Source organism: Actinomadura sp. RB99, from assembly GCF_014706005.1.
GTDB lineage: Bacteria > Actinomycetota > Actinomycetes > Streptosporangiales > Streptosporangiaceae > Spirillospora.
This window is the reverse complement of the sequence record NZ_JABMCA010000048.1, coordinates 22,717-41,898: the sequence shown is the minus strand read 5'-3', so window position 1 is coordinate 41,898 and position 19,182 is coordinate 22,717. Positions and strand designations below refer to the sequence as shown.

Sequence of the window (19,182 nt, the reverse complement as noted above, 5' to 3'; positions counted from 1 at the left end):
CGCTGAGAATGTCGGACGGGGCGGATAGTTTCGGGGGGTGAGCGGTCGATGGGATCGGGGGCGGGTCGCCGCGCTGGCGCCGGACGCGGCGTCCGCGAAGGCGGCCGGCGGCGTCGCCCGGCCGGCCCGGTGGGGCGGGACGGGCTGCGACGACGAGGCCGTCTGGGGCGAGTGCCAGGGCAGTGGCAGCAGTGTCTACCGGGCGTGCGCCGACCTGGCCGGGCCGGCGTTCCGCTGCTCGTGCCCGAGCCGCAAGGTTCCGTGCAAGCACGTCCTCGGGCTGCTGCTCCTGTGGTCGGACGGGGCGGTCGCGGCCGGGGCGCGCCCCGGCTGGGCCGCGGAGTGGATCGAGCAGCGCCGCGACCGGGCCGGGAAGGCGCTCGAGCGCAAGGCGGCGGGCGCGGCGAAGGCGCGTGACCCGAAGACGGTGGAGCGGCGCGAGCGGCGGGTCGAGGACGGCCTCGCCGAGCTCGACCAGTGGTTCCGCGACCAGGTGACCCACGGGCTCGCGCAGGCGGAGAAGGCGCCCTACGGGCTGTGGGACGACGCCGCGCGCCGGCTCGTCGACGCGCAGGCCGGTGCGCTGGCGGGGCAGGTCAGGGCGCTCGCGGCGATCCCCCGGCAGCCCGGCTGGCCCGACCGGCTGCTGGAGGAGTACGCGCTGCTGCGGCTGCTCGTCCGGGCTTACCGGCGGCGGGAGGAACTGCCCGACGGGCTGCGCGACACCGTGCGTTCGCGGGTCGGTTTCACCGTCGCGCAGGACGACGTGCTGGGTCATGGGGAGCGCGTCCGGGACCGCTGGTGCGTGACGGGGGCGCGGGACACCGTGCAGGACCAGCTCACCACCCGCCGGATCTGGCTGCGGGGGCGGGAGAGCGGGCGTCCCGCGCTCGTGCTGTCGTTCGCCGCGCCCGGCGCGGCGCTGGACTCCTCGCTGGCCGTCGGCACGGAGGTCGACGCCGAGCTGGCCTTCTATCCGGGGGCCCGGCCGCTGCGGGCGCTGGTCGCCGAACGCCACGGCCCGGCCGTCCCGGCGGCGCCGGGCGGGACGTCCGTCGCCGGGTTCCTGGACGACCACGCCGCGGCGCTGGCGAGCGACCCGTGGCTGGAGCGCTGGCCCGCGACGCTGGACGGGGTGCGGCTCGCCCGCGGCGAGGGCGGCGGCCTGCACGTGGTCGACGAGGCGGGCGACGCGCTGCCGCTGCGGACCGCCGATCCCTGGCGGCTGCTGGCGGTGTCCGGCGGCGGGCCCGTCACGCTCGCCGGGGAGTGGACGCCGGAGGGGCTCCGGCCGCTGACCGCCTGGCAGGCCGACGAAGGGGCCGTGCTGCTGTGACCGGCTGGAACGAGCACGTCACCGCCGCGCTCCTCGGCACCGAGCGCCGCGACCCGCCCGTCCTGCCGGAGGCGCCGGACGGCCCCGACCCCGACAAGGCGGGCCGGCTGCTGGACCAGGCCGCGCTGCTGACGGTCGCGCGGCGGGCCGGGCGCGTCCCCGGCCGCGGAGCCGCCGAGGTGATCGCCCCGGCGCCCGCCGAGGAGGCGCCGGTCGTGCCGCCCGCGGCGGCCGACCGGCTCGGCCGGATCCTGCGCGGCGAGTACGTCCAGGTGCTGCCCGAATGGCTGGACGCGGCGGCGGAGCGCGGGCTGCGGGTTCCGGCGCGCCTGCTGCCCGACCTGCTCGAACGCGGCCGCGGCGACCGGATGCTGCGGCCGTCGATCAGCCGCGCGGCCGGGCGGCGCGGCGTGTGGCTGGCGCTGCGGAACACCGACTGGGCGTACCTGGTCGGGGCGGGCGGCGATCCGGGCGGCGGCGCCGAGGTGTGGGAGACCGGCACCCGCAACCAGCGGGCCGCGTACCTGACCGCGCTGCGCCATGCCGATCCCGCCGCCGCGCGCGAGGCGCTGGGGGAGACGTGGGCGAAGGAGCCCGCGCCCGACCGCGCCGCCTTCCTCGGCACGTTCCGGGCCGGGCTGTCGCCCGACGACGAGGAGTTCCTGGAGTCGGCGCTGGAGGACCGCGGCAAGGACGTCCGGCAGCTCGCCGCCGACCTGCTCGCCCGGCTGCCCGGCTCGGCGTACGGGCGGCGGATGGCAGCGCGCGCCCGCGCCTGCCTGGTCCCGCGGGTCCGCACCGTCCGGGGCCGCGAGCAGACATGGATCATGGTCGAGCCGCCGACCGCGCACGACGAGGACCTGGCGCGCGACGGGGTCCCGTTCCATCCCGGCGGGTCGTTCGCGCCCGGCGGCGGGGGGCGCCCGGTGGGGACGCGGGCGGCCTGGCTGCGCGAGATCCTCGCCCGCACGCCGCTCGGCACCTGGACGGACCTGTTCGGGCTGCCGCCGATGGAGATCGTGTGCCTGCCGGTCGCGGCGGCCGGGGCGGCCGAGGGGCGGTCCGGCCGGGACGAGCACGACGGCGACGCCCGCGACGTCCACATCGGGTGGGCGCGGGCCGCGCTGAAGCAGCAGGACGCCGCGTGGGCGCGCGCGCTGCTGAAGGGCGGCGTCATGGTGGACGAGCCCGGCGCGCTCGCCGACCTGCTGGCGGTCCTGCCCGCCGGCGAGCGGGACGCCGCGGCGGCGGGGCTGATCCGCTGGGTCGAGGGCCGGTCCGAGCTGCCGCCCATCCTGGAGCGGGTGCCCGGACCGTGGACCGGCGACCTCGCGGCCGCCGTGGTCGGCACGCTCGCCGCGTCCGCCGGGCGGCCCGCCTCCACCCGCCGCGACGAGCACGCCCTGACCCAGCTGTGCCGGCTCGCCGAGCAGCGCCTCGACCCGTCCGCCGCGTCCCGGCTGGAGGAGTTGCTCGCCCGGCGCCCGCCCGAGGAGCCGGGGCGGGCCCTGCCGCGCGCCGTCCCGGCCCTGATCACCACCCTGCGCTTCCGCGACGAGATGCTGAAGGAGCTCGCCCCGTGACCGAACCCGTGACCGGAGACCCCGTACCCGCCGGAGTGCTGCGCCCGCACGCCGAGCAGGAGTACGCCGGAGAGCTGGCCCGGCTGGCCGAGCACGACGACCGGCCCCGGCCGCCCGGCTGGCGGCTGTCGCCGTGGGCCGTCACGACGTACCTGCTGGGCGGGGAGCTGCCCGACGGCACGATCGTCTCGCCGAAGTACGTCGGCCGGCGGCGGCTGATGGAGGTCGCGGTGGCGACGCTGGCGACCGACCGGGCGCTGCTGCTGCTCGGCGTGCCCGGCACCGCGAAGACGTGGGTGTCGGAGCACCTCGCGGCGGCGATCAGCGGCGACTCGACGCTGCTGGTGCAGGGGACGGCCGGGACGGCGGAGGAGGCGATCCGCTACGGCTGGAACTACGCCCGGCTGCTCGCGGAGGGCCCGTCGGAGAAGGCGCTGGTGGAGAGCCCGCTGATGCGGGCGATGCGGCGCGGGTCGGTGGCGCGGATCGAGGAGCTGACCCGGATGCCGTCCGACGTCCAGGACGCCCTGATCACGGTGCTGTCGGAGAAGACGCTGCCGGTCCCGGAGCTGAGCACCGAGGTGCAGGCGCGCAAGGGCTTCACCGTCATCGCGACCGCGAACGACCGCGACCGGGGCGTGAACGAGCTGTCCAGCGCGCTGCGGCGGCGGTTCAACACGGTGGTGCTGCCGCTGCCCGACACCGTCGAGGACGAGGTGGACATCGTGGCCCGCCGCGTCGACCGGATCGGCGCGTCGCTGGAGCTGCCGCAGGCGCCGGCGGGCCTGGAGGAGATCCGCCGGGTCGTCACCGTGTTCCGGGAGCTGCGCTCGGGCCTGACGTCCGACGGCCGCACGAAGCTGAAGTCGCCGAGCGGGACGCTCAGCACCGCCGAGGCCATCTCGGTGATCACCAGCGGGCTGGCGCTGGCCGCGCACTTCGGCGACGGGGTGCTGCGGGCCGCGGACGTGGCGGGCGGCCTCGTCGGCGCCGTCGTCCAGGACCCGGTGTCGGACCGGGTGGTGTGGCAGGAGTACCTGGAGGCGGTCGTGCGGGACCGCCCGGAGTGGCGGGACTTCTACCGCGCCTGCCGGGAGGTGTCTTGACGGCTGGACGGGTCGAGGTCTTCGGGATCCGCCACCACGGTCCCGGTTCGGCGCGCGCGCTGCGCGGCGCGCTGGAGGAGTTCGGTCCGGACGCGGTCCTGATCGAGGGTCCGCCGGAGGCCGACGCGATCGTCGAGCTGGCCGGCGACCCCGGCATGGTCCCGCCGGTCGCGCTGCTGGCCTACTCCCCCGCCGGCCCGCCCGGCGGCGCGGCGGGGAAGGACGACCGGAAGGCCGCGTTCTGGCCGTTCGCGGAGTTCAGCCCGGAATGGCAGGCGATCCGGTACGGGCTGGCGGCGGGCGCGGCCGTCCGGTTCTGCGACCTGCCCGCGGCGCAGCAGCTCGTCCCGCCCGAACCGGACGGCGCCGACCCCACCGGCGCCGGACCCGGCGGCGAGGAGCCCGGGGACGGGGCGGCGGGCGCCGCGCCGCCGGAGGACGTCCGGCTGGATCCGCTCGGGACGCTGGCCAAGGCGGCGGGCTACGACGACACCGAACGCTGGTGGGACGACGTCGTCGAGCACCGCCACGAGGGCCCCTCGCCGTTCCCCGCGATCGCGGAGGCCATGGCCGAGCTGCGCGAGCGGGTGGAGCCGTCCCGGGCCGACCGCCGCGAGGAGCAGCGCGAGGCCCACATGCGCCGGACCGTGCGCCGCGCCCTCAAGGAGGGGTTCGAGCGGGTCGCGGTGGTCTGCGGCGCCTGGCACGTCCCCGCGCTGCGCGCGAGGGTCCCCGCGACGCACGACGACCGGACGCTGCGCGGGCTGCCGAAGACGAAGGTCGCGATGACGTGGGTGCCGTGGACGCACGGGCGGCTCGCGGGCCGCTCCGGGTACGGCGCGGGCGTCCGCTCCCCCGGCTGGTACCACCACCTGTTCGCGGCGCCGGACCGGCCGGTCGAGCGGTGGCTCGCCGCCGCCGCGCGGCTGCTGCGCGAGGAGGACCTGCACGTCTCGTCCGCCCACGTGATCGAGGCGGTCCGGCTGGCGGAGGCGCTCGCCGCGCTGCGCGGCCGCCCGCTGGCCGGGCTGGACGAGGTCACCGAGGCGACCCGCGCGGTGCTGTGCGAGGGCGCGGAGGCGCCCGTCGAGCTGATCCGCGAGCGGATGGTCGTCGGGGAGCGGCTCGGCGCCGTCCCGGACCGGACCCCGATGGTGCCGCTCCAGCGCGACCTGCAGGCCGAGCAGCGGCGGCTGCGGCTCAAGCCGTCCGCGCTCGGCAAGGAGCAGGACCTCGACCTCCGCAAGCCCACCGACCTGGAGCGCAGCCGGCTGCTGCACCGGCTCCGGCTGCTCGACGTCGACTGGGGCGTGCCCGCCGAGAGCCGGTCGAAGGGCACGTTCCGGGAGACGTGGACGCTGATGTGGCGGCCCGAGTTCGACGTCGAGCTGATCGAGGCGAGCGCGTGGGGCACGACCGTGCGGGACGCGACGACGGCCCGCGCTGAGGCCATGGCCGCCGAGGCCGGGACGCTGCCGGAGCTGACGTCCGTCGCGGAGCGCTGCCTGCTCGCCGACCTCGGCGACGCGCTGCCGACGGTGATGCGCGCCCTCGCCGACCGGGCCGCGCTCGACACCGACGTCGCGCACCTGATGGCGGCGCTGCCCGCGCTCGTGCGCGCGCTCCGCTACGGCGACGTGCGCGGCACCGCGACGGGCCCGCTGCGCACCGTAGTGGACGGCCTGGTCGTCCGGGTGTGCGTCGGCCTGCCGCCCGCCGTGTCGGGCCTCGACGACGACGCGGCCCGCGACTTCCTCGGGCACATCGACTCCGTGCACGGCGCCCTCGCCCTGCTCGCCGACGAGGACCACCTCGAACGCTGGCGCGCGGCCCTGACGGCCCTGATCGCCCGGCCCAAGACCCTCCACGGCCTGCTCGAAGGCCGGATCACCCGGCTGCTGCTGGACGCGGCCCGGCTGGACGACGTCCCCGCCCGGATGGCGCGCGCCGTGTCGGTCGGCGCGGCGCCCGCCCGCGCCGCCGCCTGGGTGGAGGGGTTCCTGTCCGGCGGCGGGCTCGTCCTGGTACACGACGAGGAACTGCTCCGGTTGGTCGACGGCTGGATCGCCGGGCTGCCCGCCGGCGCGTTCACCGACGTCCTGCCGCTGCTGCGCCGCACGTTCGGCGCGTACGCCGCCGCCGAGCGGCGTGCGATCGGCGAGCGGGTCCGCCGGGCCGGGGCCGCCGGGCCGTCCCGCCCGCCCGGCGACGACCTCGACGGGAAGCGCGCGGCGCCCGCCGTCGCGACGGCGCTGCGCGTCCTCGGCTGGGAGGCCCCGTGAACGACGACACCACCAACGACGGCACCACCAACGACGGCACCGCGAACGACGGCACCGCGAACGGCGGGCCGGAACGGATGCGGCGGTGGCGGCTGGTGCTCGGCGGCGAGCGCGCCGACGGCACCGGGGTGTCCCTGACCGGCGACGACGTCCGGATGGACGCGGCGCTCGAGAAGCTCTACGGGGCCGGCGACGCCGGAGGAAGCCGGCCCCGGCCGGGCCGCCGCGGCGCCGGGCTCGGCGACTCCGCACCGTCGGTCGCCCGCTGGCTCGGCGACATCCGCGCCTACTTCCCGTCCACGGTCGTCCAGGTGATGCAGAAGGACGCGATCGAGCGGCTCGACCTCACCCGGCTGCTGCTGGAGCCGGAGATGCTGGAGGCCGTCGAACCGGACGTGCACCTGGTCGGGACGCTGCTGTCGCTGAACAAGGTCATGCCGGACCGGGCGCGGGAGTCGGCGCGGGCCGTCGTCCGCAAGGTCGTCGACGAGCTGGAGCGGCGGCTCGCGCAGCGGACCCGCTCGGCGGTCGGCGGCGCCCTCGACCGGTCCGCGCGGGTGCGGCGGCCGAAGCGGCTCGCGGACGTCGACTGGGACCGGACGATCCGCGCGAACCTCCGGCACTACCTGCCCGAGCACGGCACGCTCGTGCCGGAGCGGATGATCGGGTACGGGCGGCGCCGGCAGGCGGTGCAGCGGGACGTGGTCCTCGCGATCGACCAGAGCGGCTCGATGGCGGCGTCGGTGGTGTACGCGAGCGTGTTCGGCGCCGTGCTGGCGTCGATGCGGTCGCTGCGGACGTCGCTGGTGGTGTTCGACACCGCCGTCGCCGACCTGACCGACCAGCTGCACGATCCGGTCGAGGTCCTGTTCGGGACCCGGCTCGGCGGCGGCACGGACATCAACCGCGCGGTCGCGTACTGCCAGGGCCTCGTGACCCGGCCGAACGAGACGATCCTGGTACTGGTCAGCGACCTGTACGAGGGCGGGGTCCGGGACGAGATGCTGCAGCGGGTCGCGGCGCTGACGGCGGCGGGCGTGCAGGTCGTCGTGCTGCTGGCGCTGTCCGACGACGGCGCGCCGGCCTACGACCACGACAACGCCGCGGCCCTCGCGGCGCTCGGCGTCCCGGCGTTCGCCTGCACCCCGGACGCCTTCCCGGACCTGATGGCCGCCGCGATCGAGCGCCGCGACCTCGGGCAGTGGGCGGAGCGGCGCTGATCAGGAGGCCCAGAGGCCCTGCGCGAGCAGGAGCACCACCAGGGCGGTGAGGGCGGCGTGCCCGGCGAGCGCGGCGGGCTCCACGTGGACCAGCCCGCCCCACGCCGCCCACATCGCGACGCGGGCGACCCGCGCGGCCACGACCGTCCACGCCGCCGCCCGGCTGCCCCGCCACGCGACGATCACCGCGACCAGCGTGACGACCGCGACCAGCGTGAACGACGACGCGACCAGCGGGAGGAGCCCGCCCCGGTGGCCGGCGCTGAGCGACGGCCGGGCGATCAGGATCGCGAGCGCGACGACGTCCAGCGCGGCGAGCAGCATCGCGAGCACCAGACCGGTGACGACTCCCGGTCCGCGCCGCAGCCGCCGGTACGTCCGCGCGGGCGCCGCCTGCGGCCCCGGGCGCCCGCTGTCACCGAACGGGCCCGGATGGCCGGACGGCTCGTGAGCGTCAGGTGGCCCCTGAGGCTGGAGTGGCTGCCGGTACTCGATGGGCTGCGAGTACCCGGAGGGGGCGAAGTTCTCGGGCGACGGCCGGTAGGCCGCGGACGCGGTCTCCGCGCCCGCGCCCTGCGTCCCGGCGGCGTCCCACGCCGGCTGGCTGCCGGAACCGGCCGGGAGGCCCGGCGCGGCGGCCTCGGTCGAGCCGGGACCGGCGCCGGAGCCCACGGCGGTCGGTGCCTCCCCCGCGCCGTACGCGCCGGGCCCGGGCCCGACCTGCGCCGGCCCCTGCTGAACGGCGCCCGGCAGAGCGGCGCCAGGCGGGGTCTCACCGGAACCAGACGGACCGGGCCGGGCGCCACCGGCGGCGCCGCCAGGCTGGACGCCTCGGCCAGGGATGGCGCCGGACCGGGCGCCAGAGGCAGAGGTCGAGCCGGGTCGGGCGTCCTGGGCAGGGACGGCGCCAGGTTGGGCGCCGTAGGCAAAGGCAGCGCCGGGCCGGCCGCCTCGGGCAGGGGTCGAGCCCGGGCCGGCGGTGCCGGTCCAGGTGGCGGTCGGGGGTTCGGGGAGGGCCGCCGTGGCGGGGGCGGCGGACGGGTCGAGGCGCGGGTGCGGCGGGCCCGGACGGTCGCCGAGGAGGCGGAGCAGGACGTCCTCGGAGGTGGGGCGGGCCTTGGGGTCCTTGGCGAGGCAGCCGGCGGCGACCTCGGCGATCGGGCCCGGCAGCGCGCCGAGGTCGGGGGTCTCGTGCATGATCCGGTACATCACGGCGGGCAGCGCGCCGCCCGCGAACGGGTCGCGGCCGGTGGCGGCGAACAGCAGCGTGGCCGCCCACGCGAACAGGTCGGTGGCGGGCGACACCCGTCCCGCGAACTGCTCCGGGGCCATGTAGGCGGGCGTCCCGACGACCTGGCTGGTCATCGTGGCGCCGGCGTCGAACGCGCGGGCGATGCCGAAGTCGATCACGCGCGGCCCGTCCAGGCCCATCAGCACGTTCTGCGGTTTGAAGTCGCGGTGCACGACGCCCGCGCGGTGGATCGCGGTGAGCGCGGTGACCGTGCCGATCGCCAGCCGGTCCAGGTCGGCGCCGGTGCGCGGGCCCTGTTCGAGCACGAGCTCCCGCAGCGACCGGCCCGGCACGTACTCGCTGACGATGTAGGGGCGGTCGCCGTCCATGTCGGCGGCGAGGACCTGCGCGGTGCAGAACCCCGCGACCCGCTGCAGCAGCGCCAGCTCGCGGACGAAACGGCCGCGCGCGGCGGCGTTGCCGAGCAGCTGGGCGTGCAGCAGCTTGACGGCGACGCGCGGCGGCGCGCCGGACGGGCCCGGCGCGGCGGGCGCGCGGTCGCCCGCGCCGGCGGGGCGGCCGAGGTAGACCACGCCCTGGCCGCCGGTGCCGAGCCGCCCGAGGATCTCGTAGCCGCCGAGGCGGGTGGGATCCGCGGCGGTGAGGGGAAGCGGGCTCGCCATTGTGACCCCCGTCAGGTCCCGCAATGCCGGCCGCCGGCCGGGCGCAAGAATTCCGTATTCTCCCGGGCACTAATCGGTGCCGCCCGGCATCCAAGAGTATAGGTTCACCGAACCCGGAGCGGGAGACGACGCATGCTCGAGATCAATTCACGAATGGCGCGGGGCCGGATGCCGATCATGGCGGCCGGCGCGCTGGTGCTGGCGGCGGGGACGCTGGCGGGCTGCGGGGACGCGGGGGCCACCATCACCCGGCTGACCGTGGGCTCGCCGGGGCGCGACCCGTACACCCTGGCGGCGAACACCGACCAGGTCAAGGTGGCGACGCGCCCGGCGCGGGGCGGCACGAAGGACGGCGACGCGCCCGGCCTGTACGGCGGGACGCGCCGGATCTCGAGCTGCGACCAGCGCAGGCTCGTCGCGTTCCTGCAGGCCAACCCGGACAAGGCGCGCGCGTGGGCGGGCGTGCAGGGCATTCCGGTGAGCGACATCCCGCGGTACGTGTCGCGGCTGACGCCGGTGCTGCTGCGCACCGACACCCTGGTGACCAACCACGGCTACCGGGACGGCAGGGCGACGAGCGAGAGCGCCGTGCTCCAGGCCGGAATGGGCGTTCTGGTCAATGGCTACGGGGTCCCGGCGGTGAAGTGCAATTGCGGGAATCCGCTGACCGCGCCGGCGGGCAAGATCAAAACGTCGAACGCGCGGTACAGTGGCCGAAAGTGGCCGGGATTCGAGAAGCGGAATGTGACGCGGATCCGGCCGCGGGATTCCCGCAAGGGCACGATCACGGTCTTCGTGCTCGTCGATCCGGGCGCCACGATGGGCTTCGAGCGGCCGCGCGCGACCACGGGCGGCGACGACGGGCCGCCGCTGCCGCTTCCGGCCACCGAGACGGAGCCGTCGGGCGGCACGCCCAGCGACTCCCCGGCGCCGGTCGACTCGGGGTCGTCGGGTTCCCCCGCGCCGGGCGACGGGTCGCCGGCCCCCGGGTCGCCGGAGCCTGGGATCTCCGATCCGGGATCGCCCGCGCCGGGGTCCCCGGCGCCGGAAATCTCGCAGCCGGGGGTGTCGCCCGGCGGCGGACCGGGCACGGGGACCGCGACCGGCACCGGCACCGGCGATGATGGGTCGGGCGGCACCGGGACCGGCGGCGCCACCGGCGGGACGGGGGCCGGGACGCCCGGCGACGAGCCGCAGAGCCCGGTGATCTCGATGGCGCCGCCCGGCGGTTCCGCGGGGTCGTCCCCGGCCTTCTGACCCCTGCTGCTACATTTGTTCATATGAGCAGTGCTTCAGATGTCATCCCCGCGGAGGCGTGCGCCGTCCGCGTGGTCGACGCGGAGAAGGTCGCCCTCGTGTCCGCCTCGATGCCGGGCGCGGAGGCGGTCGGGGAGCTCGCGCAGGTGTTCGGGCTGCTGTCCGACCCGGGCCGGCTCCGGGTGATCACCGCGCTGCTCGAGGGGGGAGAGATGTGCGTGTGCGACATCGCGGCGTCCTGCGGGCAGTCGGAGTCGTCGGTGTCGCACGCGCTGCGCCTGCTGCGCGCCAACCGCGTGGTCCGGGTCCGCCGGGCCGGCCGGATGGCCTACTACCGGCTGGACGACTCGCACGTCCGGATGCTGCTCGATCTCGCCCTCGCCCACGTCGGCCACGGGGAGGAAGGCGCATGACCGCGAAGCCGGGGAACGAGCCGGACGGGCATGGGCACGGCCATGAGCACGCCCAGGGCCAGAGCCAAGGCCATGGGCATGGACACGGCCACGGGCACGGCATCTCCGCCAACGCGGACCGGAGGCTGCTCGGCGGCGCCCTCGCCCTGATCGTCGCCTACATGGCGGGCGAGGTCGTGATCGGCCTGCTGGCCGGGTCGCTCGCCCTGCTCTCCGACGCCGCGCACATGCTGACCGACGCGTTCGCGATCGCGCTGGCGCTGGTCGCCATGCGGATCGCGGCGCGCCCGCCGCAAGGCGGTTTCACGTTCGGGATGCGCCGCGCGGAGATCCTCTCGGCGCAGCTGAACGGGCTGACGCTGATCCTGCTCGCGGCGTTCTTCGTCTACGAGGGCGTCCACCGGCTGATCAGCCCGCCGGAGGTCGACGGTCAGTTCGTCTTCTGGACGGCCCTCGCGGGCATCGTGGTCAACCTGGGCGCGAGCTGGCTGCTGAGCCGGGCGAACCGGACGAGCCTGAACGTGGAGGGCGCGTTCCAGCACATCCTGAACGACCTGTTCGCGTTCGTCTGCACCGCCGTCGCGGGACTGGTGGTGTGGACGACGGGGGTCGCCCGCGCGGACGCGATCGCGTCGCTCGTGGTGGCGGCGCTGATGCTGAAGGCCGGGTACGGGCTGCTGCGGGACGCGGGACGGGTGCTGATGGAGGCCGCCCCGGCGGGCATCGACCCGTCCGAGCTGGGCTCCCGGCTGGCCGAGCGGCCGTGCGTCGAGGAGGTGCACGACCTGCACGTGTGGGAGGTCGGGTCCGGCTATCCGGCGCTGTCGGCGCACGTGCTGGTGGACGCGAAGGGCGACTGCCACGCCGTCCGCCGCGACATGCAGGACCTGCTGCGCGCCTCGTACGGGATCACCCACACGACGCTGGAGGTCGATCACGTGGACGGCCCGTCCCGGCACGGCCACTGCGAGGACTCGCACGGCCCCCGGCACGTGGGCGAGGCCGACCAGCCGCACCAGCACGCGGGCTCGGCCCCCTGCGACCACTGACCCGCCGTACGTCACAGGCCCTGGGCGTCAGGGCCCCAATGTCAGAGGTCGAAGAGCTCGGCGGCGGCGTTCCAGCAGACGGCCCTCAGCCAGTCGTCGCCGAGGCCGAGATCGGCCAGCGCCTCCAGTTGATGGGCGTAGGCGTAGGGGATGTTGGGGAAATCGGTGCCGAGCAGGATCCTGCCCTCCAGGCCGAGGTCGCGGAGCCGCGGCAGGAGCGCCTCGGGGAACGAGCCCAGGCCGCCCGCGAACCGGGTGAAGGTCATCGTCGTGTCCAGATGGACGCCGCCGTACCGGTCGGTGAGGTCGAAGAAGCCCCCGAACTCGGGCGCGCCGAGGTGGGCGATGATCGCGGTGAGGCGGGGGTGGCGGGCCAGCACCCCGGCGAACGGGTCCGGGCCGGTGAACCCGTTGGCGACCGGGCCGGACCCGGCGTGGACCAGGGCGGGCACCCCGGCCTCGGCGAGGATCCCCCACGCCTCGTCCAGCTCCTTGTCCCGGGGGTCGAACCCGCCGACCTGGAGGTGGACCTTGAACACGCGCGCCCCCGACTCCAGGGCGCGGCGCACGTAGGCGGCGGCGCCCGGCTCGGGGAAGAACGTCGCGGTCTGCAGGCAGTCGGGGACGCGGGCGGCGAACTCGGCGCCCCACTCGTTCAGCGACTCGGCCATGCCGGGCCGGTGCGGGTACACCAGCGCGGTGAACGCGCGGACGCCGAGGCCGCGCAGGAACGCCAGCCGCTCCTCCTCCGAGTCCCGGTAGCGGATCGGCCACTCCGTGCCGATCAGCGGTCCGGCGTCGTCGAAGTACGCCCAGACCGCGCTCATCAGCCGCGGCGGCATGAAGTGGACGTGCGCGTCGATGATGCCGGGCAGCCCGAGCGCCTGCCAGAACGCGGGGACGGCGGAATCCGAACGGGGTTCAGTCACGCCCCGAACCCTAGCCGGAGGCGGGCGGGCCGCCGACAGGTGCTAGGCGATCGCGGCCAGCAGGGCGGGCAGCGCGGCGCGCAGCTCCCGCCGCCAGTACGGCCAGGTGTGCGTGCCGCGGTAGAAGTGGGTGGAGATCGGGATGCCGAGCTTCTTCAGCTTGCCCGCGAACTCGCGGGTGACGGTGCCGGCGAGCGCCTCCACCACGTCGTGGCCGGTGCCGGGCTTCGGGTCGTAGGGGCCGGGACGCCCGTCGCCCGCGCTGACGTGCAGCTGGACGCCGGCGAGGCGGTCGGCCAGGTCGAACGGGTTGTGCTGGCGCCACACCACGCGCTGCTCGTCGGGGTCGCCCCACACGTCCGTCCAGTCGCGGGCGGGCTCGCCGATCGCGACGGTCAGCTCGACGAGGTCGGCGACGTCCAGGCCGCGCGGGTCGCGGTGGAGGGTGTGCACCGGGCCGCTGAACGACGCGGCGGCGCGGAACAGGCCGCGGTGCCGGGCGGCGTAGGACAGCGCGCCCATCCCGCCGGTCCCATTCCCGGCGACGGCGCGCCGCGTTCCGGCGCGGTATCCGCGTTCGAGTATCTGGCGCAGCTCGGCCAGATGGAACGTCTCCCACTTCGGCGCCCCGCCGTCGCCGCGATTCCACCAGTCGGTGTAATTCCCGCACGGGCCGCCGTCCGGCATGACGACGATCACCTCGCCGTCCCCGGTCAGCTCCTCGACGCCGCCGTGGTCGGTCCAGGCGGTGTGCCCGGCGCCGGAGCCGTGCAGCAGCCACAGCACGGGCCAGGTCCGGGAGGCGTCCCGCGACCAGCCCGGAGGCAGCAGGAGCCGGGCGTGCGCGACGCCGGGGAGGACGGGCGAGCGGACCGCGAGGTCCAGGACGCGGCGGCGGGGCCGGTGCTCGCCGACGACGGTCGCACCGTCGTCGGCGGGTGCTGCGGACGGGGCGGCGCCCCCGGTGGCCATGGACATATTTTCCGTCCCGGTCATTCAGCTGTGGTTCACCGGTAATGTCCCCACTTCCGGCCATGTTTCAACGTGAAGTAATGGGTTTATAAAGCAGCGGACCCGGGTTCCCGGGCGGCCGCCGGTAGGGTGGCGCGAACGAGTGGAGGGCGACCGAGTCGAGATGCGGAGCAAAGCGGAGCTGGAGTCGGCGATCGGCAAGGGCGGCCGCGCGGTCCTGGTGATCAACTCGCGGTCGCGGCGGGGCCGCCGGCTGTACGGCCGGGCGCGCCGCCTGCTGGACGAGGCCGGGATCGCCTTCGACCAGGTGTTCCCGGTGACCGATCCGACCCGGCTGCGCGACCTGTTCGGCGACGTGCTGGCGCTGGAGCCCGACCTCGTCGTGGTCGGCGGCGGGGACGGGACGGTCGCCGAGGCCGTCGGGCACCTCGCGCACCGCGACATCGCGCTCGGCGTGCTGCCGCTCGGCACCACCAACAACTTCGCGCGCAGCCTGGAGCTGCCGCTGGACCTGCCCGGCGCGGTCCGGACCGTGGCGCTGGCCGGCCCGGGCGGCGGGAAGGTCGCCGACGTGGACGTCGGCTGGTTCGAGAGCACCGGCGACCCGCAGGGCGAGGGGCCGGGCGCCGACCGCGAGCACATCTTCGCGAACATGGTCAGCCTCGGCCTGTCGGTGCAGGTCGCGGGGAAGGTCCCGCACCTGCTGAAGCGGTACCTCGGGCGTCCCGCGTACGCGCTGACGGCGGCGGGGCTGCTGCCCCGGCACAAGGCGTTCACGGCCCGCATCACGATCGACGGGGAGACGACGTCCCTCCGGACGCACCAGCTGAACATCGCGAACGGCGCGCACCACAGCGGGCAGCGGATCGCCCGGGACGCGAGCCCCGACGACCGGCTGCTGGCCGTCTACCGGCTGGGCGACGAGCGGCGGCTGCGGCTGGCGTCCGCGACGGCCCGGCACGTGCTGACCGGCCCGTGGCGGACGCTGGACGAGGACGCGTTCCTCACCACCGCGCACGTGGAGATCGAGACCGATCCGCCGATGCGGGTGGACGTGGACGGCGAGGTCCGCGGCCGGACGCCGGTGACGATCCGGCTGCGCGGCAACGCGCTGCGCGTGATCGTCCCGCAGACGTTCGACGACACCTGATCCGCCGCGCGGCGGCCCGGTGCGGGCGGGCCGGGTCGCGGGTCAGAGCACGCCGCGCGCCGCGAGCAGGTCCCTGAGCCGGTCGTGCGGGAGCGCCGGCGACCGGTGCCCGTCCCGGCCGATCATGGTGCGGGCCGCCAGCAGCGCGTTCAGCACGGCCTCCTCGACCGCCTGGACGACGGCCTCGTAGAACGGGTCGATCCGGTTCCACGGGACGAACCGCAGCGTCTCGTAGCCCTCCTCCCCCGCCGGGAAGCCGCCGGTGAGCGCGCCCGCGTTGGCGGTGGAGAAGGCCAGGAAGATGTCGCCGGACGAGTGCTGCCCGTAGGTGCCGGTGCGGGCCAGGCCGAGCGGGACGCGGCGGGCGAGCGCGGTGCACTGCCCGGGGATCAGCGGCGCGTCCGTCGCGACGACCGCGATGACCGAGCCGGCGCCGGCGAGCCCGAGCCAGTCGGTGTCCTCCATGGGATTGTCGTCGGCGAGGGCCGCGCCGACCGGGACGCCGCGGACGGTGAGGTCCTTGCGGGAGCCGAAGTTCGCCTGGACGAACGCGCCGACCGTGTAGGCGTCGCCGCCGTACCGCACGACCCGCGAGGACGTCCCGTTGCCGCCCTTGAAGCCGTAGCAGTTCATGCCGGTCCCGCCGCCGGCGCTGCCCTCCTCGACGGGGCCGCCGCGCGCCGCGTCCAGCGCCCGGACCGCGTGCTCGGGACGCACGTGGGCGCCGCCGATGTCGTTGAGGTAACCGTCCCAGGTCTCCGCGACGACGGGCAGCATCCAGTCCTGCGAGCCGGGGCTCTCGCGGAGCATCCACTCGATGGCGCCCCGGTGGCAGGCGCCGACCGCGTGCGTGTTGGTGATCAGCACGGGCGTGTTCAGGGCGCCGGTCTCGGCCAGCCAGTGCGAGCCGGTCATCTCGCCGTTGCCGTTCAGCGAGTGCACCCCGGCCGCGCAGGCGTCGGCGAGGCCCGCGCGTCCGCGCGGGAGCAGCGCCGTGACGCCGGTGCGGACGGGGCCCTCGCCCGGACGCAGCGGGCCGTCGCCGGAGACCAGCGTGACGCAGCCGACCTCGACGCCGGGCACGTCGGTGATCGCGTTGAGCGGGCCGGTGTCGCCGGGCATCGGCAGGCCGAGGGCGCGGGCGCGGGTCATGTGCCGCCTTCCGGGTCGAAGGGTCTAGCGCTCGTCGGCCATGACGTAGTCGCCGGCCTCCAGGCGCTCGATGAGGCCGCACGCCCACTGCATGGCCGCGTCGGCGGAGTGCACCCACCAGCCGAGCAGCTCGTGCAGGTGCGCGGGGTCCGCCGGCGCCTCGTACAGCGGCATGACGTTGGCGCGCCGGGCGGCCAGGCCGTCCAGCCGCTGCCGGAGCAGCTCGATCGCCTCCGGGCGGGTCAGCTCGGCGAGGAAGGCGAGCCCGGCCGTCAGCATCTCCGGGTGCCGGATGTCGACGGTGGAGATCGCGCAGCGCAGCAGGCGGAAGAACTCCTCCCGGCCCGCGCCGGTGATCTCGTAGTCGGTGTGCGGCGGCCCGGCGTCGCTCTCCTCCACGTCGTGGGCGAGCAGCAGGCCCTCCTTGGCCAGCTGCCGCAGCGCGTGGTAGATCGAGCCGGGGTTCACGTGGGCCCACTCGTCCGAGCCCCAGGAGATCAGCTCCCTGCGGATCTCGTACCCGTGGGCCCGGCCGAACCGCCGCACCCCGCCGAGGACCAGCAGCCGCGTCGCCGACATCATCACCCTTCCCTGTCCGAGCCGACGTTCAGGGTAGAGCCTGCGGCGGGCGCCGGTGGCACGCCCCCCGGCGGGCGCACCGGGAGGGTGTTCTTCCCCGGCGGGCACTGGCCCCTGGGCGGGGCCCGGCCTAGCGTCGTGCCATGGCAGCGGAATGGTGGTCCATCGAGGTGTTCGACGCGTCCCTGCCCGCGTCCGCCTGGCAGCGGTCCTGGCAGGAGACGCTGGCGGAGACCGCGCTGACCTACGGCGCGGTCCACTGGGAGTGGCACACGCACACGTGGGGCGTCGTCTTCGAGGTGTTCTTCGAGGACGAGGAGCAGTGGGAGGCGTGGCGGGCCCTGCCCGTCGTGCGCGCGGCCCTGGAAGCCGTGCCGGACCCGGTGAACGGGCTGGTGGTGTACCGGGGCCGCGGCGGGTCGTCCGGGGCCCCGGTCCCCCGGCGGCCGGTCCCGGCGCCGGGCGCCGCGGCGATCGAGGCCGTCCCGCCGGAGCCCGACCCGATCATCGACCTGACGGCCGCGGCCCTCCCGGACCCCGGCCGCACGGGCGCGGGCGCCGCGGGCAGGGGCTAGGCGCGCAGTTCGGCGAGGTCCGCGGCGGTGAGTTCGAGCCGCGCGGCGGCCATGTTCTCCTCCACGTGCGCCGGTGAGCCGGTGCCGGGGATCGCCAGCATCACCGGGGAGAGCGCGAGCAGCCCCGCGAGCAGCACCTGCGGGACGGTGGCGCCGTGGCGCGCGGCGACGGCCTTCACGCGGTCGTCGTCGGGGATGCCGAACCCGCCGAGCGGGAAGTACGGGGCGTAGCCGATGCCGTCGCGCTCGCAGATCGCGAGCAGCTCGGTGTCCGCCGGCCGGGTGATGTCGAACCTGTTCTGGACGGCGGCGACCGGCGCGATCGCGCGGGCCTCCGCGAGCTGGGCCCCGCTGACGTGGCTGAGCCCGAGATGCCGGATGAGGCCCTCCTCGCGGAGCCCGGCGAGGACCTCGAACCGCTCCCCGATCGGCTCGTCCAGCGGCGTCTCCAGACCGCCGGGTCGCAGGTAGACCAGGTCGAGGCTGTCGCGGCCCAGCTCGCGCAGGTTGCGCTCGACCTCGGCGCGGAGCCCGGACGCGGGGAGCTGGCCGCTCGGGTACGGCTCGTCCGGCGCCCGGTAGGGGCCGACCTTCGTGGCGATGACCAGGCCGTCCGGGTAGGGCGACAGGGCGCTGCGGATCATCTCGTTCGCGGCGAGGCCGGAGGGGTGGAAGTAGAACGCGGCGGTGTCGATGTGGTCGGCGCCGAGCTCGACGGCGCGGCGCAGCACCTCGAGGGAGGTGTCCCGGTCGTTGGGGGCGCCGCCGCGGGTGCTCGCCGGCAGCCGCATCGCGCCGAAGCCCATCCGGGAGATCCGCAGGTCGCCGCCGAGGTCGAAGTGGCCGTCACGGGTGATCGGTGTCGTCATGCGTCCCACTGTGCTGCGCCGGTCCCGCCCGGACGAGCCGCTGGCATCTTGCTGCCACCCCGTCCCGGCCGCGTGGCAGACTGGCGGGTGATGACAGTCGACCTGGACCAGAACGTGATCCTGCGCGGCGAGCGGGAGCTGCTCGAGCGGGCGTGGCGGCTGTTCCTGGCGCGCGAGGAGTTCGCGTGCGCGGCGACGGACATGCGCACCTGGGCCATGCCGGAGATCCGGGAGCGGATCGCCGCCGACCGGCGGAGGCTGGTGCCCCGGCCCGCCGCCTACAAGCTGCACAACCCGGCCGCGCTCGCCGACGAGGAGTCCGAGCGGCGGCTCGTGGAGATCGCCAAGGGCGGCGCGAGCGTGCGGATCTGCACGACGCCGCTGCCGCACGAGACGATCATCGTGGACCGCCGGACCGCGATCCTCGCCGGGCCGCCGGAGAACGGGGTGCGCGAGTACACCGTCGTCCGGTCGCCGAGCGTGGTGAAGGGCGTGGTGTCGCTGTTCTGGGCGACCTGGGAGACCTCCGCCGACCTCGCCGACTACCGGCGCGAGCGGCCGCCCGCGCTGAGCGAGGAGAGCCGGCGGATCCTGCGGCTGCTCGCCGGCGGCCTGAAGGACGAGGCCGCCGCCCGGCAGCTCGGCATGTCGCTGCGCACCTACCGGCGCCGCGTCGCCGAGATCCTCACCCTGCTGGATGCCGGGTCCCGGTTCCAGGCGGGGCTGCGCGCCCACGAGCTCGGCCTGCTCTGACGCCCCCGGGCGACCCTGCGGCCTCCGACGCCCCCCCGGACGG

The 19,182-nt window shown here is 76.1% G+C and carries 17 protein-coding genes; 11 read left to right on the top strand and 6 right to left on the bottom strand.

The window, feature by feature from the left end; translation table 11 throughout:
* The first annotated feature begins 37 nt into the window (after positions 1 to 37).
* From amrb99_RS33140 to amrb99_RS33120, 5 genes are all read left to right on the top strand, one after another.
* Positions 38 to 1,336, top strand: a complete 1,299-nt coding sequence (locus tag amrb99_RS33140; protein ID WP_190863610.1) for an SWIM zinc finger family protein — start codon at positions 38 to 40, stop codon at positions 1,334 to 1,336.
* The gene (locus amrb99_RS33135) at positions 1,333 to 2,919 is read left to right on the top strand and encodes a DUF5691 domain-containing protein (RefSeq protein ID WP_190863607.1); all 1,587 of its coding nucleotides are present in this window, start codon (positions 1,333 to 1,335) and stop codon (positions 2,917 to 2,919) included. The genes amrb99_RS33140 and amrb99_RS33135 overlap by 4 nt, the downstream gene beginning before the upstream one ends.
* Complete coding sequence (locus tag amrb99_RS33130; RefSeq protein WP_347256957.1) at positions 2,916 to 4,025, top strand: AAA family ATPase; 1,110 nt, start codon at positions 2,916 to 2,918, stop codon at positions 4,023 to 4,025. The genes amrb99_RS33135 and amrb99_RS33130 overlap by 4 nt, the downstream gene beginning before the upstream one ends.
* Positions 4,022 to 6,307 carry a DUF5682 family protein gene (locus amrb99_RS33125; protein ID WP_190863605.1) on the top strand — a complete coding sequence of 762 codons (2,286 nt, stop codon included), beginning with the start codon at positions 4,022 to 4,024 and terminating at the stop codon, positions 6,305 to 6,307. The genes amrb99_RS33130 and amrb99_RS33125 overlap by 4 nt, the downstream gene beginning before the upstream one ends.
* 77 nt (positions 6,308 to 6,384) lie before the next feature.
* Positions 6,385 to 7,527: a VWA domain-containing protein gene (locus tag amrb99_RS33120; RefSeq protein WP_190863682.1), complete on the top strand. Its 1,143-nt coding sequence runs from the start codon at positions 6,385 to 6,387 to the stop codon at positions 7,525 to 7,527.
* Here the strand turns inward: amrb99_RS33120 and amrb99_RS51630 are convergent, their stop codons facing one another.
* On the bottom strand, positions 7,528 to 9,441 hold the full coding sequence (locus amrb99_RS51630; protein ID WP_241756162.1) for a serine/threonine-protein kinase: 1,914 nt from the start codon (positions 9,439 to 9,441) through the stop codon (positions 7,528 to 7,530). It abuts the gene before it with no gap.
* A gap of 132 nt (positions 9,442 to 9,573) precedes the next feature.
* Here amrb99_RS51630 and amrb99_RS33110 point away from each other — a divergent pair, with 132 nt between their 5' ends.
* From amrb99_RS33110 to amrb99_RS33100, 3 genes are read left to right on the top strand one after another with little or no spacing between them, the layout of a single operon-like run.
* Positions 9,574 to 10,698: a DUF6777 domain-containing protein gene (locus tag amrb99_RS33110; RefSeq protein ID WP_190863602.1), complete on the top strand. Its 1,125-nt coding sequence runs from the start codon at positions 9,574 to 9,576 to the stop codon at positions 10,696 to 10,698.
* Between the two features lie 23 nt (positions 10,699 to 10,721).
* Positions 10,722 to 11,111, top strand: coding sequence for a metalloregulator ArsR/SmtB family transcription factor (locus tag amrb99_RS33105; RefSeq protein WP_190863600.1), 390 nt, complete (start codon positions 10,722 to 10,724; stop codon positions 11,109 to 11,111).
* On the top strand, positions 11,108 to 12,160 hold the full coding sequence (locus tag amrb99_RS33100; RefSeq protein ID WP_190863598.1) for a cation diffusion facilitator family transporter: 1,053 nt from the start codon (positions 11,108 to 11,110) through the stop codon (positions 12,158 to 12,160). Before amrb99_RS33105 ends, amrb99_RS33100 begins: the two co-directional genes overlap by 4 nt.
* A 41-nt stretch (positions 12,161 to 12,201) precedes the next feature.
* On the opposite strand, the gene amrb99_RS33095 is transcribed toward amrb99_RS33100, so the two are convergent.
* Together amrb99_RS33095 and amrb99_RS33090 are read right to left on the bottom strand one after the other, a co-directional pair.
* A complete protein-coding gene (locus tag amrb99_RS33095) occupies positions 12,202 to 13,089 on the bottom strand; it encodes an amidohydrolase family protein (protein WP_190863596.1) in 888 nt (295 codons plus the stop codon).
* Positions 13,090 to 13,131: 42 nt separating this feature from the next.
* A complete protein-coding gene (locus amrb99_RS33090) occupies positions 13,132 to 14,061 on the bottom strand; it encodes an alpha/beta hydrolase family protein (protein WP_190863594.1) in 930 nt (309 codons plus the stop codon).
* A gap of 163 nt (positions 14,062 to 14,224) precedes the next feature.
* Between amrb99_RS33090 and amrb99_RS33085 the strand changes: the two genes are divergently transcribed.
* Positions 14,225 to 15,211, top strand: coding sequence for a diacylglycerol kinase family protein (locus amrb99_RS33085; RefSeq protein WP_190863592.1), 987 nt, complete (start codon positions 14,225 to 14,227; stop codon positions 15,209 to 15,211).
* A gap of 42 nt (positions 15,212 to 15,253) precedes the next feature.
* Here amrb99_RS33085 and amrb99_RS33080 read toward each other — a convergent pair whose 3' ends face one another.
* Together amrb99_RS33080 and amrb99_RS33075 are read right to left on the bottom strand one after the other, a co-directional pair.
* Entirely contained in the window at positions 15,254 to 16,363 is a 1,110-nt protein-coding gene (locus tag amrb99_RS33080) for a P1 family peptidase (RefSeq protein WP_190863590.1), read from the bottom strand.
* Positions 16,364 to 16,387: 24 nt separating this feature from the next.
* Entirely contained in the window at positions 16,388 to 16,945 is a 558-nt protein-coding gene (locus tag amrb99_RS33075) for a PadR family transcriptional regulator (RefSeq protein WP_241756161.1), read from the bottom strand.
* A gap of 140 nt (positions 16,946 to 17,085) precedes the next feature.
* On the opposite strand from amrb99_RS33075, the gene amrb99_RS33070 reads away from it, so the two are divergent.
* Positions 17,086 to 17,517 (top strand): hypothetical protein, encoded by a 432-nt coding sequence (locus amrb99_RS33070; protein ID WP_190863588.1) that lies wholly within the window; start codon positions 17,086 to 17,088, stop codon positions 17,515 to 17,517.
* Here amrb99_RS33070 and amrb99_RS33065 read toward each other — a convergent pair.
* Positions 17,514 to 18,386 (bottom strand): aldo/keto reductase, encoded by an 873-nt coding sequence (locus amrb99_RS33065; RefSeq protein WP_190863585.1) that lies wholly within the window; start codon positions 18,384 to 18,386, stop codon positions 17,514 to 17,516. The two genes, amrb99_RS33070 and amrb99_RS33065, sit on opposite strands and share 4 nt — an antisense overlap.
* Positions 18,387 to 18,476: 90 nt before the next feature.
* Between amrb99_RS33065 and amrb99_RS33060 the strand changes: the two genes are divergently transcribed.
* Positions 18,477 to 19,139 carry a response regulator transcription factor gene (locus amrb99_RS33060; protein WP_190863583.1) on the top strand — a complete coding sequence of 221 codons (663 nt, stop codon included), beginning with the start codon at positions 18,477 to 18,479 and terminating at the stop codon, positions 19,137 to 19,139.
* The last annotated feature ends 43 nt before the right edge of the window (positions 19,140 to 19,182 follow it).

Bases quoted from the DNA above. Each gene is read 5' to 3' on its own strand.
- amrb99_RS33070 (WP_190863588.1), top strand. From the start codon at position 17,086: ATGGCAGCGGAATGGTGGTCCATCGAGGTGTTCGACGCGTCCCTGCCC.
- amrb99_RS33110 (WP_190863602.1), top strand. From the start codon at position 9,574: ATGCTCGAGATCAATTCACGAATGGCGCGGGGCCGGATGCCGATCATG.
- amrb99_RS33085 (WP_190863592.1), top strand. From the start codon at position 14,225: ATGCGGAGCAAAGCGGAGCTGGAGTCGGCGATCGGCAAGGGCGGCCGC.
- amrb99_RS51630 (WP_241756162.1), bottom strand. From the start codon at position 9,441: ATGGCGAGCCCGCTTCCCCTCACCGCCGCGGATCCCACCCGCCTCGGC.
- amrb99_RS33060 (WP_190863583.1), top strand. From the start codon at position 18,477: ATGACAGTCGACCTGGACCAGAACGTGATCCTGCGCGGCGAGCGGGAG.
- amrb99_RS33100 (WP_190863598.1), top strand. From the start codon at position 11,108: ATGACCGCGAAGCCGGGGAACGAGCCGGACGGGCATGGGCACGGCCAT.
- amrb99_RS33075 (WP_241756161.1), bottom strand. From the start codon at position 16,945: ATGATGTCGGCGACGCGGCTGCTGGTCCTCGGCGGGGTGCGGCGGTTC.
- amrb99_RS33120 (WP_190863682.1), top strand. From the start codon at position 6,385: ATGCGGCGGTGGCGGCTGGTGCTCGGCGGCGAGCGCGCCGACGGCACC.
- amrb99_RS33090 (WP_190863594.1), bottom strand. From the start codon at position 14,061: ATGGCCACCGGGGGCGCCGCCCCGTCCGCAGCACCCGCCGACGACGGT.
- amrb99_RS33105 (WP_190863600.1), top strand. From the start codon at position 10,722: ATGAGCAGTGCTTCAGATGTCATCCCCGCGGAGGCGTGCGCCGTCCGC.
- amrb99_RS33080 (WP_190863590.1), bottom strand. From the start codon at position 16,363: ATGACCCGCGCCCGCGCCCTCGGCCTGCCGATGCCCGGCGACACCGGC.
- amrb99_RS33065 (WP_190863585.1), bottom strand. From the start codon at position 18,386: ATGACGACACCGATCACCCGTGACGGCCACTTCGACCTCGGCGGCGAC.